Source organism: Lactiplantibacillus sp. DA1, from assembly GCF_032681335.1.
In the GTDB taxonomy this organism is placed as follows: domain Bacteria; phylum Bacillota; class Bacilli; order Lactobacillales; family Lactobacillaceae; genus Lactiplantibacillus.
In genome coordinates this window covers 343,766-359,211 of record NZ_JAWHTQ010000002.1, presented here as the reverse complement: position 1 = coordinate 359,211, position 15,446 = coordinate 343,766, and the positions used below count along the sequence as shown (strand labels likewise).

Below are 15,446 nucleotides of genomic sequence, written 5' to 3'. Positions count from 1 at the left end.
TAAATCATGGCAACAATTAATTATGCAGAAGCCTACCAACAGGCGATTCAACAATCTTTTTACGACGGACATTTATTCTCAGCAGACTTATGGAACTCACCGTCAAATTCATTAATTAGCTTTGATGGTGCTAAGCATATCAAAGTCCCACGGTTAACGATTGATGAAGGCCGGCGGGACCGTGCGCGGCGAACCATTACAACACCTTCTGCAAACTATTCAAATGACTGGGATCCATATGAACTTAAAAATGAGCGGTATTGGAGTACCTTGGTTGACCCATCAGATGTGGACGAATCTAACTATTGGGGCTAATCATATGATTGTGTTAAATACGGTTATTTCAGTTAACAGTTAGGCCGTCCATAATTGGGCGGCTTTTTGTCAAAGAAAGGAAGTTCAATTATGGCAGTAAAATTAAGTACTATCACACACGGCCAAGGTGGTTGGGATGATGTCGAAAAGTTGAATCAAGACACCGGACTAGTTCCGTTGACAATGATTGGAGCAATTGAAGGACTTTATCAGGCTGAAGTTGCGCCATACGCACGTCGAGTTAACGGCATTGTGCATTTAACATCAGGTATTGTTGCGAAAGCCGATATTCCAGCTTCTACCAAAATTGTGGATTTGCCAGATAAGTTTTTGGGGGCAGATGGTGGTATTACTGCTCTATGCCGCAATGTATCTGATCAAAGTGAGTTTCCAGTTACAGCTAAAGATGATGGCTTATATGTAGCCAAATCACTCCCAAGCGGAACTAAATTAGATTTTGCTGGATTGACGTATTTAGGAAAGGATGTATAAGATGGCAAAAATATTGTATTACTGGGATCGAGAAACCCATGGGCTTAATCACAGTGAATTCTTCATGACGGATGATGAGTTACCTAATCCACTACCAGACAACGCGACATTGGTAGCACCGACAAACGGGCTATATGAGCCTATCACATGGGACGGAACTGCCTGGAATGGTACTGATAAGGATGAATGGCTTGCAGCACATCCAGTGCCAGTACCAGATCCAACGGCAGAACAGGCCATGATCATGCAACAGGCAACAGATATTACACAAATGAAGCAAATGATTATGTCACAAGCTAGCCAAATTGCTACTTTAAGTAAAGGGAGTGCGGAATAATGACGATTTATGAACAATGCAAGTTATTTAAATCTTGGGGCCAAACTAGTCCAGACTATTACAAAGTGTTTGTAGGGGTTGGCCTGACGACTGAACAGTTTCAAGAGTTAACTGGTCAAGAGTATACAGAAACGGAGGCAAAATAATGTAAATTAAAAATGCATTAGAAAATGACGGGGGGGGGGGTAGAATGCCTATATACTGGCATTTCTAACCCTTTTATTATTTATAAAGGTGGTGTTAGTTATGATTAACATCACTACTATTAATCATGGTCAAGCAAATTGGGATGAACCGTTGAACCGAATGTTAGAAGGCCTTGGTTCAGCGGTTGAGGATACTGGATGGATTGACTTAACGTTAATCAATGGTTTCGAAAACAGAGCTAATATTGGAAAAACAAGTATAAGAAAAATCGGCGAAATTGTAGTTTTGAGACTGTCAATTACTAACTTAGTTCGTGATGCTGTCATTGCAAAATTACCAACGAATTTCTATCCACAACAGTCTATCCCGTTCTCGTTAAGAGGAACAATTGGACGTTCATTTTCATTAACACTGGGTAATGATGGAAATTTGAATTTTGAGAGCCCAATGGATGGACAATTTGATGTGACTGACTATGTAGGCGGTACGTTTGTTTGGGTGACTGGTTAGGAGATGAAAGTATGTGTTAACACATTTAAAGCAGAATCGTTTTTGGTTGTGGAAGTCACTTGAGACATATGGCTTAGGCGTCTATTTTTTGATCCGCTCAAATGTAACCTTTGCCTTCGTACCACCACGGCCAACGGTTTTAGATATCATGGATGATCCACCTTCGATTTCAATACTCATGATTGTAGCGACGTTAGCAGTTGTCTATTCGTTCTGGAATATTGATGTCCCATATTATAAACCGGTAATGACAGGAGCCCTCACATTTGTGTGGGTCTTTTTTATGGTCGCCTTTATCTTCCACGATGCCGGTAATGGGCAACTAATAAGTTTTGAATCGATGTACGCATTTTTTGTGCTTTCATCGATGATCCATGAAATAGTAATCGGGGGCTGATATAGTGAGCGACGTCGTACTCGTGGCCCTCATCAGTGCTGGTGCTTCGATAATCGTTGCGTTGATAACTCAAGCACCGGCAATATTGAATCGTACTAAGGCCACTGACAACACGCTTGCCAAGCTAAAAAAGGATAATGAGGCGCTACAGAAGGAGAACACAGAGAAACAAGAAATTATCGAATATTATAGAAAGCGAGATGAGAAATAGTGGAAGAATTTATTCAATTATTGAATGGTGGCACTATTGCCATGATTGCGATTGCTACTTTCGTAATCGTGTGGGGAGTTAAGCAAACTCCGTTGAAGAATGTGTACTTACCGATGATTGCATTGGGAATTGGGTCAGTGATTGGTGTTGTATTTGGTTGGCTGAACGGCGATATTAAGCCCGTCGTTGGGCTAGTTGATGGTTTAGTTGCTGGAGCCGTCAGTGTTGGTGGTAATGAGGTATTCAAGTCAATTACACATGCATTAGATGGAGGTGCAAAATAATGAGTTTAAATTGTATTGATGTGGCATCATACCAGGCTGGTATGGACGTAGGTACAACCCCTGGGGACTTTGTAATTATTAAGGCAACTGAGGGAACCAATTATGTGAACCCGACATTCTCTGGTCACGTGAAGCAAGTCTTATCAGCCGGTAAAAAAATAGGCGTTTACCACTTCATTCGAAATGACAGCGATGTGGTCAAGCAAGCAGATTATTTTTTAGCGAAAGTAGGGGCATATCTTGGTAAGGCAATGTTAGTGCTGGACTTTGAGAACACAACTAGTTCTAGTATTCAGAACCAAGCGGGGGTTGATAAAGCAAAGCAATGGCTTGATTACGTTTATCAAAAAACCGGTGTTCGTGCAGTGCTATATACTGGACTTAGTTGTGAAAATGCTTTAGATTGGTCATCCGTTGTGAATGCCAACTATGGCCTTTGGATTGCTCAGTATAACAATTATGACGCGGTGATTGGATATCAACCACGCGATTTATATGGTAGCTTAAAGCACTGGAAGGCGGCCGTGATGTTCCAATACATGAGCACTGGACGATTACCGGGTTGGAGTGGCAATCTTGACTTTGATGTGTTCTACGGTGACAAAGCTGCTTGGGATAAGTATGCAAAGGCGATCAAATCAAGTAAGCCAACTTCAAAGCCTAAGCCAGCGGGGCCGAAGTGGGTCAAGGAGGCTAAGACTTATACGCTTAAGACAGCCGTGAAGCTTCGAACAGGTGCGTCTACGGGCGCTAGCGTGATTGCAGTGTTACCAGCTGGTTCAACGGTGAGAACCGATCAAGCCATCATTCAAGGTGGTTATCGTTGGGTACGGCAACCACGTCCGGCCGGTTATGGTTATTTGGCGACTGGACCAGTAGGCAATACATTGGAATACGTGAAGTAATAAAAAATCCCCACACTGGCATAAATGGCTGGTGTGGGGATTTTTTTGTACGTATTACTAATTATAAAAGAGTAAAAGTTTTTGATTGTTGAATGGAACGTGATAAAATGACGCTATGAAAAAAAGAAAAGTAATATATGATGGAATAAGGTATAATTTGGTAGTGTATCTAATGTATGAGGGTATGGATCAATTTAATGAATTGGGACAACTGGTGATGCAAGACTATTATAAAAAACATTCATCCTTAATTATTGATAAAAATAGACTGGCATCAAAAATTAGACGTCTTGATGATCTTCATGCGTCTATGCTAATTGTTTTGGACGATAAAGTAGTGAAAAAGGTGCTGGTTGTTGCTACTGAACTCGCAGTTTTTCCAACCGTGGAGTTAGTGATGCAAGCAAATAGTGACGCACAGAAAATTTTTGAGGAATATGGAGTTTATGGTTCTTATGGGATTCGAGATGAGAAACTTTTAGACAATATAGTGAAAGCTACAAAGAACTCAGTGTATTACGGTCAGGATACTATACCTACTCTATTAAGAAAAGCGACAGTCTATTGGTGGAAATTGGCACATTATCAAATATTTTCCAATGGGAATAAAAGAACAGGTTTAATAGTAGCTGCTTTGTTCATGAAGCTTAATTATATGAATCTTGATTTCAAACAAGATGAAATGTATGAGATTTCAAAGAAAATTGCAAATGATGAGCTAGACACAGATGGACTGTATGATTATCTGTTGAAAAATACAAGTCTAGACTATTCTAGAATGTTACAACAGTATGATAAATAAAAATAAATTTAGAGTTAAATAAGAAAAGAGGTTCCCAAATATGTTTAATGTAGATATACAGTTGACTAAGCCTTTAAAGGTAACGACTGAAACAAAAAAACCAGATAAAACGAATGTTAAGAAGGCAACTAGTGAAATTCTGAAAAATCCAGAAATATTTGGAGCTTTAAAGAAGCTTTCAACTGAATAGAGTTAGTTCATCTGACTTTTAAATCACAAAAATTCCCACACCGACTTTTATAGTTGAGTGTGGGAATTTTTGTGATTATGTATTACCCGCCTAGGTACTTGTGTGCTTTTGGCGTCGCTGAAATTCCTTGGGGCACAAGGAGCTTCGGCGATACAGATTTTTTTGGTGCACTTTTAAGTGCACTAAATCGTCGAAATTTGATGTTTTTTCGTAAAAGTGCACCACAAAGTGCACCATTATATCAATTAAAGCCGTTTTGAAGCAATTGAATTAAAACAAAAGCGCCGTCAAATCAACGATTGACGACGCTCAAGGCTGGTACAGATAATCAATTTAAGGAGAGTACAGGATTTGAACCTGCGCGCCGGTATTAGCCGGTTCGCCGGATTTCGAGTCCGGTGCATTACCACTCTGCCAACTCTCCATTTAGTACTTAATAAGTATAGCATAATTTTTTGCTGGAATAAATATTTATTCAAAAGATTTAAGATTAGTATCAATATTATACTTACTAAGCTTTTAAGATGACTAGTCAGCAACGCGCAAAATATTAACTGAAATGTCATGTCGATCAAATTATTGTGGCTGCTAAGATGCTGGACGAGATTATTAAGATTTTAATGCAATATTTAGAATCCGGTTAAATCAATTAATTAAGCTTAAAAAACCCACTCAAAATAAAAAATATTTGGATTTACCGCTATACTAAGCCCGGTATAAATTTTATTTATGGGGGGTAACAAATGAATAATAGAGAACTTGGTCGGTGGCAACAACATAAGCATATTGGCGACTATGGTTGGGGGATTATATTATGTGTTATCATCCTCTGTTGTATTGGTATGTGTGCTGTTTATTATGCTTGTCTGTATGATTTAAAAGTGATTGATCCTGTTCGGACGACAATGATGCAGTGTCTCTGGTACCTTGTGGGTGCATTGATAGCGACAACGATGCTTCACCTAAGTGAAAACCAATTGATGCGGTGGGCCCCGATTGGCTATTCAATTGGCATGTTGTTATTGATACTTTTATTGGTCTTCTATAGTCGAGAATATTATATTCAAACGGGGGCTAAAAGCTGGTTTGCAATCGGTACACTGACCTTTCAACCAGTTGAAGTTATGAAACCGCTCTATATTTTAATGATGGGCCGGTTAATTGTTCAAGATCAACAGTGGGGACCCCACAATAATTTTAGTGCAGATTGGCGGTTGACACGGCGCCTAGTTATTTATACCTTACCAATTATTGTTGCGTTGAAAATCATTAATGATTTTGGAACGACGTTAGTTTTTCTGGCAATTTTTATTGGAATGCTCATTGTTTCGCCATGTCGGTTTAGCTTTTTATGGCGGGTGCTAGTGGTGACTGGATGCATTGGGGCTATTTTAATTTGGTTAGCGACATCGAGCACTGGTCAAGCCCTGTTATCTCATATCGGATTTAAGTTGTACCAGTTCGATCGCATCAATACGTGGCTTAACCCAAGCAATGGCGTCTCGGATCAAAGCTATCAATTGTGGCAAAGTATGCGAGCGGTTGGTGTGGGTGGATTAACTGGGAATGGTGTAACTCATAACGCTGTCTATGTGCCAGTTAGGGAATCGGATATGATTTTTTCAGTTGTCGGTGAAACAACTGGATTTATTGGCTGCATTGCCTTACTCATCGTTTACCTGTATTTATTCTATTTGATTTTCCGTTCAGCATTTGCTAGTCGACGCCGATTTTATGTCTATGTTTCCACAGGCGTAGCCGTAATGTTAGCTTTCCATATGTTTGAAAACATTGGTATGACGATTGGCCTGTTACCTTTAACGGGAATTCCGTTACCCTTTGTCAGTCAGGGAGGTTCAGCAATAATTGGCGATTTTATGGGGGTAGGTTTGGTTCTTGCGACACAGTATCCTAACGTGCGCTCTATTTTTTCGGTGCCAAGAATTTTTCACTAAGTAACAAAATGTTTTTGCGTCTATCAAAATTAAGGTTTCTAGCTAGCCAATATGAGTTATTTATTTAGAAATAAATAGTTAAGTAAAAGTTACGATTATAAAGGAAACCTAAAAAGTGTAAATAATAGTTTGTTAATGATTATGATTAGCTGATTTTTATTGACGATTAAACATTTCGAAACTATGATAGCACTGTTGATTATGTCAGCAATAAATATCAGTTGCAATTAGGTGAGGTTACTTTAAGAATATAGGTTATCGCCCAGAAATGTCGAGAGACAGGAATGAGTAAAGCAGAATTTGCCGAATTAAGGCTCTTTCAAGATAACTAGACTAGTTCTTACGTCTTAAAGTGCTAAAACTCAATGAATGCGTCGATGCAAAAATCGTTATCCATTTTAGTTTTTTACCCCATTAGCTGCAATTTGCTAATGGGGTTTTATTTGCCTAAAAACAACTTGAACATGGAAAGGAGTCACCATGACAAGTTTAAAAAGAGGGATTAAAGTACGTTCTGTGGTGGGAACGATGATGTGGCTTGGACTAAGTATTGGAATTTTGCTTATGATTGGCTTGTGCATTGCCAAGATGAACCTGCCGCTCAGTCGATTACCCACTCAAGGTTATTTAGATACTACGGGAGGTAAAGACTACTTAACAATGTCACATTTAGTAGCGGCTGCGTTACGAACAACAACGAGACTATTCATTGGAATGGGCTACTCAATATTGTTTTCTTTGATTTTTGGCGTATTAGCAGCGCGCTATCGAAGTGCACGCTATGTTATTTTGCCGATTGTTAATTTATTGGAGTCGGTGCCGTTATTGGGATTTTTAACGTTTACAACTGCATGGTTCATGGGATTGTTTCCCAATAATGTACTAGGTGTTGAGGCCGTTGCTATTTTCGGTGTTTTCACTGCACAGGCCTGGAATATTATGTTGGCTCTCTATCAGTCTATTCGGGTTACGCCCGAAGACTTGATGATAGTGGCCAAGCAGTTTGGCTGTAATAGTTGGCAACGATTTTGGCGCTTAGAATTTCTTTATGCGACACCGAGTATTTTATGGAATATTGTCATTTCTCAATCAGCCGCTTGGTTTGCACTAGTCGCTTGTGAACAAACGACGATTATGGTTCCTAAAAATGAAACAGTGGTGCTACCAGGAATTGGATCATACATCCAGATTGCGCTTGATACAGCTAATTTTGGTGCTGTTATTAATGCAGTGATTGCGCTAGTTATCTGTGTGTTATTGGTCAATGTGTTTATTTTTCAACCACTGATTAAAGGAACGGCACATTATAAATATGGTACGAGTACCGATAGCCAACTACCACAGCAATCGCAAGTCTATGATTTGATGGTTATGGCTAAAGTGCCGCTGTTAGTTAAGCGATTCTATCGTCATATCCGGTATTGGTGGTTATATGGTGCTCCAAAGCAATGGCAAAAACTGGGCTTTTCACGGATTATACGAATATTAAAAAAATATACAGACTATTGGTGCATTGCATGGTGGCTAGTAATAGCTGTTGGTCTATATCGCTTGGGTGTATTACTAATAAAATATCTTGATTGGATTAATTTGAGTGTTTTGTTTAAATGGACCTTACTAACAACTAGCCGTGTTTTGATAGCTGTTTTACTTTCGGCACTTATTTTTATTCCACTTGCCGTATGGGTTGCCAGTGATGCGCGGCGATTAAAACTGATTCAACCGGTTGGACAGGTTTTAGGATCGATCCCCGCGGATATTTATGTCCCAATTGTTGCATTAATGATTACGTTGACGGGAACGACACAGCAGTGGTGGGTCATTCCATTAATAATGACTGGAACTCAATGGTACTTTTTTTTCAACATTATCGCGGGGTATCTGGCAATTCCCAGTGATATCAAAGACGTTGTTAACGTTTTTCATCTGTCAGGTTGGCGCTGGTGGACACACTTTTTAATTCCATCACTGTTTCCATCGCTCATTACCGCAATTATCAATGCTGCTGGGGCTGCTTGGAATGCTGATATTGCGGCTGAATTGATTAGCTGGGGCACTCACCAGTATGCGGTTACTGGACTTGGTGCTTACATTGCCAAAAATATCAATAATAAACCTGCAGAAGCAACTGGCGTACTGATTATTTGTGTCATTGTTGGATTATGTGTTGTGCTGATTTGGCAACCATTATATCGGTTTGCTGAACGTCGCTTTCATTATTAATAAGAGGAGGAGTTTAAGTTGAAAAAAGCAGTTTTATTAGATGTTGATCATGTTTCAAAGTCCTTTATACTTTCAAAACAGCGGCAGTCTGAATTGATTTTACAAGCGGTTAGTTTACAAGTTCAAACACACCAGTTTATTAGTATCATTGGTTCGTCTGGTGTCGGAAAATCAACACTATTACGAATGATTGCGGGGATTATTCAGCCCAGCTATGGCGTCATTACTTTTGATGGTAACTTAGTCACGGCTCCTGATCGCCGGATGAGTATGGTATTTCAGAATTTTGCGCTATTTCCATGGTTGACAGTACGTCAAAATATTATGTTTGGCCTAGAAAGTCAGCTTAATTCTGACTGTCAATATGTTGACACACAAATTGACAATTTAATTAATTTGATTGGTTTAAAAGGGTTGGAAAATGCATACCCCTATGAACTATCTGGAGGAATGAAACAACGCGTTGGGTTTGCTCGTGCGCTTGCTGTTGAGCCAGAATTGCTCCTTTTAGATGAACCGTTTTCAGCGCTAGATGTCTTAACGGGTCAGCGGTTAGGGCAAGATTTGATTACATTATGGGAACGCAGGAAATTTAAAATGCAAGCGATTGTTTTGATAACGCATAATATTTCTGAAGCGGTGCGTCTTTCAGATGCTATTTATGTTTTAGGAGGGCATCCTGCGCAAATTATGAACACTTATCAGATTAAGACGCCTAGAGATCAGCGTACAGAACAACAAATTTGGGCCAAAACAATGGCCATTACTGATCGATTTAAGCGCGATATTAATGAAATGCGGGGGGACTGAGTCTATGAGAAGGCGGCAACTGCCAAAATGGCAAAAAAAACGGCTAATTGTACTAGTAACAAGTTGTATTACCTTCATGTTGGTGGTTTTTACAGTTCAAGGTATTCGATTATTTAATATGTTGCACTCGTTCCATGAGTCCCGAGTTATTAAGCCACATCACAATTTGGCCCAACAACCAGTCAGTACTTTTTTATTGATGGGGTTAGATAATAGTGGTAAGCGTAAATTATCGACAACGCGCACGGATGGAATGATGGTAGTTATTGTGAATCACAAAACTAAAACAATGACCTTATGTAGTTTGTTACGGGACACTTTTGTTAAGATTCATTCGCAGCAATATCATGGTTATCAACGCATTGAATCGGCGTATACCTATGGTGGTGATGCGGCGGCGGTGGCAACCGTTGAACATTATTTGAATTTACCAATTGATTATTACCTCACTGTTAATTGGGATGGTTTTATTAAAGCGATTGATGATGTTGGCCCTGTTGAAGTTAATGTTGATCGTGATTTTATCGGACAAAATTATTGGGGAAAACCGGAAAAATTTAAAGCAGGTTTGCAAAAGATGACTGGTGCGCGTGCATTAGCCTATGCACGAGAAAGACATATCGACAACGATCAACATCGTGGTTTTCGGCAACAAGCCGTCTTTTATGCAATGGTTAAGCGTTTAAATCAGGAAGGACTTTCGTCTAAAGGAGTAAAAGTTGTCAGTGATTTGAAAGATCAAATGAGGACTAATTTAACGAATCACGATCTATTAACGCTGTTTAAAAGCCGCGAAATTTTTAAGCGATATCGAATTAAACGGTTGACATTTCAGTGGCGAACGTTTGACGTTGCTGGTCGTAGTATGGTCGAGGTTTACCCAGACAGTCGTGAACAGGTGAGTCAGCAATTACAAGCTGCCGCTGGGCTACGGTCAAACTTACCTTCACAGACTTTCACAACCAATGGGCATTACCAGTATGCCAGTGATGAGAGCGTTGAAAGTAAAGCGGATGAAGCTAAGGCAGATACGCATTATGGTCAATCCCATGTGTATGTGGGGCATGCTGGTAATACTACTATTGGTAAATTACCGACGGCGGTGCCGTTGAAAAATGGTTTTCGAGTTTCAGATAAAACTGAAACGATGTATACGGTACATTAGATTTCGATAGTCGCTGGTAAGTGGGCGCTACTCAATAACAAAAATGACCCAGACAGTTTGATCCATTGGATACTGCTGGGTCATTTTACATACGATGATGCTAGCGAGGTCTATTTACAGCAACGTTAAGTGAGTTGAATGTAAACCAAACTCAGTTTGTGCCAGATTACTGTTAATTCAGCGTGGTTAGGCGAATGCCGAAAATCAATCTTTCAGTGAATTGGGTCTCGAATATAACGTTATCAACTAACAAAGAGCAAAAAAACTGCCATCAATAATTAAATTGACAGCAGGTAGAAGCAGGTTGGATTTTGTAGTAGTATCTAACAATTAAAGCGGTATTGGACAATTATGAATGAGTTATTTTTTCTCTTGCACAATATAGTGAGGCCGGTGCTTTGATTCAATGTAAATCTTACCAATGTAATTGCCAATAATGCCAAGGCAGAACAGTTGAATGCCCCCAATTAAGAGCAAAATGGTGACGGTTGAGGCCCAACCACTGACACTATTATTAAATAGTAATTTGCGAATAATTACGACAAAAATACTAATAATGGAAGCTAAGGAAAGTAAGCCGCCCGTAAACGTAGCAATTTTCAGGGGAACATCAGAGAAGTCAACGATGGCGTCCATTGAGTAGTTGAAGAGTTGCCAGATTGACCAATGAGTTTCGCCGGCAGACCGGGGTTGGTTTTCAAATTTTAAATAAGTTGTCCGAAAACCGACCCAGTTAAAGATTCCCTTAGAAAAGCGATTATATTCGGGTAATTCTAAGATGGCATCAACCATTTGGCGCGTCATTAAGCGATAATCGCGGGCATTAGGAATAATTTGGACTTTTGAAATTTTATTAACAACTGAGTAAAACGAACGTGATAAAAACGAACGAATAAAGGGTTCACCAGCACGATTTTCCCGCATTGTACCAATACAGTCATATTCGCCACTTTGAAGCATGGCTAACATTTTGGGCAACAAAGTCGGCGGATCTTGTAGGTCAACGTCCATGACGGCCACATAATCCCCAATGGTATGTTCTAAGCCTGCTAACAAACCGGCCTCTTTACCGAAATTCCGAGAAAATGAAACATAATGCACAGTGTCAGGATGAGCAGCGTTTAATGTACGTAGCACGTTCAGCGTGTCGTCGGAAGAGCCGTCATTGACAAAGACATATTCAGTTGTGATATCGTTGAACGCCTCCGGATTATCCGCTAGAACTTTTTCAACGGTATGATAAAATATTTCAATCGTAGGTTCCTCGTTATAACACGGAACAACTAGACTCATGGTTTTCATAATTATTAGTATCCGACCTTCTTATAGTTTTTAGACGAATCAATTGCGTTTTGGCTTGGTGATCGATACCAAATGGCACCGCTTGAGCAGTCGTCGCTTACTAATCAATAAAGAAAAGTAGTTTAAACCAGTATGAATATCATAGCCCGAATTAAGGTATAAAGCAATCAATTATCGAATCACAAAAATTGTAATGGATTCGCGATAACTAGTCAATTAAGACACTAGTAAACACTGCTGTGGCTCAATTTCATATTGCGTGACTTTACTATAATGAGATGACACTTAAGAATTTCAAGTTGACAGCAGTACGCAAAAAAGCATTTGTATGGAACTTTGTAAAAAGAAGACCATAGGGAAGTTGTAAATTGATGGAACGAGCGCTGCTTTGTCATGAAAGTACTTGACCAGCTAGCGGGTTACTTTTCGAATATGACAGTTCAGCTAGCCGAATGGAACTGCCGAATCTTAAGCATTAATCTAGTCGTTGGCAGCCGTCACTAAGTTGGCCGCATGTATTGAATCAATCCGGTAGATCGTGATGGTGATACTTGCCAAGTTACCATTGAGTGTGCCTAAAATTGTCAGTGGTGAGACAGAGTCGCCAATCCGGACTTGCCAATCACAGCTGATTTGATAGTCGAGTGTGTCGATACGAAGTTCAAAGCGCTGTCCATTGAGTGCTCTAAGGAAGATACTGGATGATGACAAGCTAATGACATCTCCATCGAGTGGGGCGTTAATCACAGTGTCTGTTGGTTGCATGGTAAGTAGGCCTATTTGTTGTGGGTGAGCGGCTGCGGGGAGGTCCTGATAAATGCCTGCGACTGGAGCTTGAAGTTTAGTCTGATCATGATGACGTAAAAACCACATATTAACGCACTCCTTACTTAAATAATTGATTTAACTACTGTTATTTAAACTCAGCATAGATTATGGAACCCGTCCCAGGTCAAGCAATTGTTTGCAATGTTTTTATGTCAAAATGATATAATAGTTGAGAAATCTTAAGATGATTCACGAATGAGGTGATCCAAGTGGATTTTGTCGATTTGACACCGATCGCATTAACACATACGCCACTGGGAACACGCGGACAGACTCCGCGCAGTCATAATTGGCAATTGGATTGGCAAAAACTGGCCTGTTTGATCGAAGATAATCACGATGTCATAGCACAGGTCGAAGCGGGGTTAGCAGAGGACTGGTTAAATACGCATGGCACCATATGGGACAGCACTCAGGGTTATCACCGTTATCCAAATGATCAGCGGGAGTTTGATGACACTGTCTTTTGGGCAGCCTCAACTTGGGCAACACCTGCAATCGTCGTTACTTTTCATAATGAACTCAGCCGTGCATTCAGTTGTTGTCGGCTTGGATCTGATCCAGACTTTCATTACTTGGGACCACTTGGAAATGGAGATTAACTCGTTATTGTTATTAACAAATTGGAGGGAAATAAGTGAAAGTTGGCATCGATAAGTTGCACTTTGCAACGTCACATTTATACGTTGATATGGCTGAGTTGGCGGTAGCGCGTCAAGCTGAGCCCGATAAATATTTGATTGGTATCGGTCAGTCTAAGATGGCAGTGATTCCACCTAGTCAAGATGCAGTTACGCTCGCGGCGAATGCTGCCGCACCAATGCTAACGGCTGAAGATATTGCCGCCATTGATTTGTTAGTTGTTGGAACCGAATCGGGTGTTGATAATTCGAAAGCAAGTGCCATATACGTGGCTAAATTGTTGGGGTTGAACCGGCGCGTCCGCACGATTGAAATGAAGGAAGCATGTTATGCTGCGACTGCTGGCGTTCAGTTGGCCCAGGATCACATTCGGATTCATCCTGATAAGAAGGCCCTAGTTATTGGTAGCGATGTGGCTCGTTATGGGTTGAACACGCCGGGAGAACCGACTCAGGGTGGCGGGGCGGTCGCCATGTTAATTAGCGTTGATCCTCAGGTGTTGTCATTGGGGACTACAACTAGTTTACTTAGTGCCGATGTAATGGATTTCTGGCGCCCGTTGTACCATACAGAAGCCCTAGTTGACGGTAAATACTCATCTAATATTTATATTGACTATTTCCAAGATGTTTTTAAAGATTACTTGAAAACAACGCACACACGTCCAGAAGCGATGACGGCATTGGCCTTTCATTTGCCATATACAAAAATGGGACTTAAGGCACTTCGGAGCGTTTTGCCACTAGTCGATGATGACCAGCAAAAACGCTGGCTGGCTCATTTTGAGCATGCGCGTCAGTTAAACCGGCAAGTGGGCAACTTGTATACTGGGTCACTCTATTTAAGCTTATTATCGCAATTATTAACAGATCCGCAGTTACAGCCGGGCGACCAATTAGGACTATTCAGTTATGGTTCTGGTGCAGAGGGGGAGTTTTATACTGGTGAACTCCAGCCTGATTATCAATTGGGCTTAGACTCTGGCTTACCGCAACGTTTAGCCCGTCGTCGACGAGTCAGTGTCGCGGAATATGAGACATTATTTAATCAGCAACTGCAATGGCAAGCTGAAGATCAGGTTGTGTCAGTTGCGGATGATCCACACCGCTTTGTGCTAACTGGACAAAAAACTGAGCAACGTCAATACCTGGATCGCGAGGCTTAATAAAAAAGCACTTGATATTAGCAAAATTGCTAGGCAAGTGCTTTTGTTATTTGAAATTATTAGTGATGATTTGGCCATCTTTAACACTAAGTAAGGTTTTATCAGTTGTATCTGGCTGTAGCAGTTGAATGGTATAACCAGCCGCTAGATTCTTTTTAAGTGACTTAGATAAGGACTTGAAGTTTGACGTAATTGTCGTGATGGCTTTTTGATTTTGTGACGGATATGACTTGATTGTCTTTAAAGATTTGACGTATTTTTTGCCGGTTGGGGTGATCGTATAAGTTTTGGTTGCTTTCGTAAATGCGACCGTCCCGATTGACTGATAGTTCGCTTGCAGCTGTTTAAGAATGTTTTCTTCGTTTAACTTAGTCGTTGCTGCAGCTTGTTTAGCGCTACCTTCGTTGAAAATAACCTGTGAGGAACTTAAGCTCGTCGATTTTGATTTGCTAGTACTTGTACTAGTTTTAGCACTTGATGCTGCTTTGCTGGTAGTGTGCTGTGACTGGTTGTAAGGCCAATACGGTAGTTTGATAACAGCATAAATAGTGACCACAGCGCTTAAGACTGTTATGAACGTTAGAAATTTCCAACCACCACCGGTTTGACGTGCATAAATCACGGAAAATAAAGCTAATAGAAAAACAATCAAGCCCATAATGGCTAGGAACAACATGTAACCAACTCCCAATGTTTGAAATAATATAATTATTATACCATTGAACTATTGGCTGTTTGACACCGAATTAAAATATTTTGAAAATGA

Annotated in this window: 19 protein-coding genes, 1 tRNA gene, 1 pseudogene and 1 riboswitch; of the genes and pseudogenes, 17 read left to right on the top strand and 4 right to left on the bottom strand. The window is 40.3% G+C overall.

Going from position 1 to position 15,446, the window contains the following annotated elements; genetic code table 11:
- Window positions 1–6: 6 nt before the first annotated feature.
- From RXV91_RS04330 to RXV91_RS04280, 11 genes and pseudogenes are all read left to right on the top strand, one after another.
- Window positions 7–303: pseudogene (locus tag RXV91_RS04330) on the top strand (capsid protein); the annotation flags it as partial.
- A 102-nt stretch (window positions 304–405) separates the two neighbouring features.
- Entirely contained in the window at window positions 406–807 is a 402-nt protein-coding gene (locus RXV91_RS04325; protein ID WP_316438804.1) for a hypothetical protein, read from the top strand.
- Window position 808: 1 nt separating this feature from the next.
- Complete coding sequence (locus tag RXV91_RS04320; protein WP_316438803.1) at window positions 809–1,144, top strand: hypothetical protein; 336 nt, start codon at window positions 809–811, stop codon at window positions 1,142–1,144.
- Window positions 1,144–1,290 carry an XkdX family protein gene (locus tag RXV91_RS04315; protein ID WP_316438802.1) on the top strand — a complete coding sequence of 49 codons (147 nt, stop codon included), beginning with the start codon at window positions 1,144–1,146 and terminating at the stop codon, window positions 1,288–1,290. The genes RXV91_RS04320 and RXV91_RS04315 overlap by 1 nt, the downstream gene beginning before the upstream one ends.
- Before the next feature lie 100 nt (window positions 1,291–1,390).
- Window positions 1,391–1,801 carry a hypothetical protein gene (locus RXV91_RS04310; RefSeq protein ID WP_056988276.1) on the top strand — a complete coding sequence of 137 codons (411 nt, stop codon included), beginning with the start codon at window positions 1,391–1,393 and terminating at the stop codon, window positions 1,799–1,801.
- 13 nt (window positions 1,802–1,814) lie between these two features.
- Entirely contained in the window at window positions 1,815–2,198 is a 384-nt protein-coding gene (locus RXV91_RS04305) for a hypothetical protein (protein ID WP_316438801.1), read from the top strand.
- Between the two features lie 4 nt (window positions 2,199–2,202).
- Window positions 2,203–2,409, top strand: coding sequence for a hypothetical protein (locus RXV91_RS04300; protein WP_316438800.1), 207 nt, complete (start codon window positions 2,203–2,205; stop codon window positions 2,407–2,409).
- Window positions 2,409–2,693, top strand: coding sequence for a lysis protein (locus RXV91_RS04295; protein WP_316438799.1), 285 nt, complete (start codon window positions 2,409–2,411; stop codon window positions 2,691–2,693). Before RXV91_RS04300 ends, RXV91_RS04295 begins: the two co-directional genes overlap by 1 nt.
- The gene (locus RXV91_RS04290) at window positions 2,693–3,598 is read left to right on the top strand and encodes a GH25 family lysozyme (RefSeq protein ID WP_316438798.1); all 906 of its coding nucleotides are present in this window, start codon (window positions 2,693–2,695) and stop codon (window positions 3,596–3,598) included. The genes RXV91_RS04295 and RXV91_RS04290 overlap by 1 nt, the downstream gene beginning before the upstream one ends.
- A 184-nt stretch (window positions 3,599–3,782) precedes the next feature.
- On the top strand, window positions 3,783–4,400 hold the full coding sequence (locus RXV91_RS04285; RefSeq protein WP_316438797.1) for a type II toxin-antitoxin system death-on-curing family toxin: 618 nt from the start codon (window positions 3,783–3,785) through the stop codon (window positions 4,398–4,400).
- Between the two features lie 40 nt (window positions 4,401–4,440).
- The gene (locus RXV91_RS04280) at window positions 4,441–4,590 is read left to right on the top strand and encodes a hypothetical protein (RefSeq protein ID WP_154815465.1); all 150 of its coding nucleotides are present in this window, start codon (window positions 4,441–4,443) and stop codon (window positions 4,588–4,590) included.
- Window positions 4,591–4,926: 336 nt separating this feature from the next.
- Here RXV91_RS04280 and RXV91_RS04275 read toward each other — a convergent pair.
- Window positions 4,927–5,014, bottom strand: a tRNA-Ser gene (locus RXV91_RS04275).
- A gap of 319 nt (window positions 5,015–5,333) precedes the next feature.
- Here RXV91_RS04275 and RXV91_RS04270 point away from each other — a divergent pair.
- The 4 genes from RXV91_RS04270 (at window position 5,334) to RXV91_RS04255 (ending at window position 10,743) form a co-directional block, all read left to right on the top strand.
- Complete coding sequence (locus RXV91_RS04270; RefSeq protein WP_316438796.1) at window positions 5,334–6,545, top strand: FtsW/RodA/SpoVE family cell cycle protein; 1,212 nt, start codon at window positions 5,334–5,336, stop codon at window positions 6,543–6,545.
- A 216-nt stretch (window positions 6,546–6,761) separates the two neighbouring features.
- A riboswitch (M-box (ykoK) riboswitch) is annotated at window positions 6,762–6,925 on the top strand.
- A 100-nt stretch (window positions 6,926–7,025) separates the two neighbouring features.
- Window positions 7,026–8,768: an ABC transporter permease subunit gene (locus tag RXV91_RS04265; protein ID WP_316438795.1), complete on the top strand. Its 1,743-nt coding sequence runs from the start codon at window positions 7,026–7,028 to the stop codon at window positions 8,766–8,768.
- Between the two features lie 18 nt (window positions 8,769–8,786).
- Window positions 8,787–9,578 carry an ABC transporter ATP-binding protein gene (locus RXV91_RS04260; RefSeq protein ID WP_316438794.1) on the top strand — a complete coding sequence of 264 codons (792 nt, stop codon included), beginning with the start codon at window positions 8,787–8,789 and terminating at the stop codon, window positions 9,576–9,578.
- A complete protein-coding gene (locus tag RXV91_RS04255; protein WP_316438792.1) occupies window positions 9,559–10,743 on the top strand; it encodes an LCP family protein in 1,185 nt (394 codons plus the stop codon). The genes RXV91_RS04260 and RXV91_RS04255 overlap by 20 nt, the downstream gene beginning before the upstream one ends.
- Window positions 10,744–11,103: 360 nt before the next feature.
- Here the strand turns inward: RXV91_RS04255 and RXV91_RS04250 are convergent, their stop codons facing one another.
- Together RXV91_RS04250 and RXV91_RS04245 are read right to left on the bottom strand one after the other, a co-directional pair.
- Window positions 11,104–12,045: a glycosyltransferase family 2 protein gene (locus RXV91_RS04250; protein ID WP_316438791.1), complete on the bottom strand. Its 942-nt coding sequence runs from the start codon at window positions 12,043–12,045 to the stop codon at window positions 11,104–11,106.
- 480 nt (window positions 12,046–12,525) lie between these two features.
- Window positions 12,526–12,918: a hypothetical protein gene (locus RXV91_RS04245; protein ID WP_316438790.1), complete on the bottom strand. Its 393-nt coding sequence runs from the start codon at window positions 12,916–12,918 to the stop codon at window positions 12,526–12,528.
- 164 nt (window positions 12,919–13,082) lie between these two features.
- Between RXV91_RS04245 and RXV91_RS04240 the strand changes: the two genes are divergently transcribed.
- Both RXV91_RS04240 and RXV91_RS04235 read left to right on the top strand, forming a co-directional pair.
- On the top strand, window positions 13,083–13,475 hold the full coding sequence (locus tag RXV91_RS04240) for a hypothetical protein (RefSeq protein ID WP_316438789.1): 393 nt from the start codon (window positions 13,083–13,085) through the stop codon (window positions 13,473–13,475).
- A gap of 35 nt (window positions 13,476–13,510) precedes the next feature.
- Window positions 13,511–14,680, top strand: coding sequence for a hydroxymethylglutaryl-CoA synthase (locus RXV91_RS04235; protein ID WP_316438788.1), 1,170 nt, complete (start codon window positions 13,511–13,513; stop codon window positions 14,678–14,680).
- 46 nt (window positions 14,681–14,726) lie between these two features.
- Here RXV91_RS04235 and RXV91_RS04230 read toward each other — a convergent pair whose 3' ends face one another.
- Complete coding sequence (locus RXV91_RS04230) at window positions 14,727–15,356, bottom strand: hypothetical protein (protein ID WP_033611107.1); 630 nt, start codon at window positions 15,354–15,356, stop codon at window positions 14,727–14,729.
- Window positions 15,357–15,446: the final 90 nt, after the last annotated feature.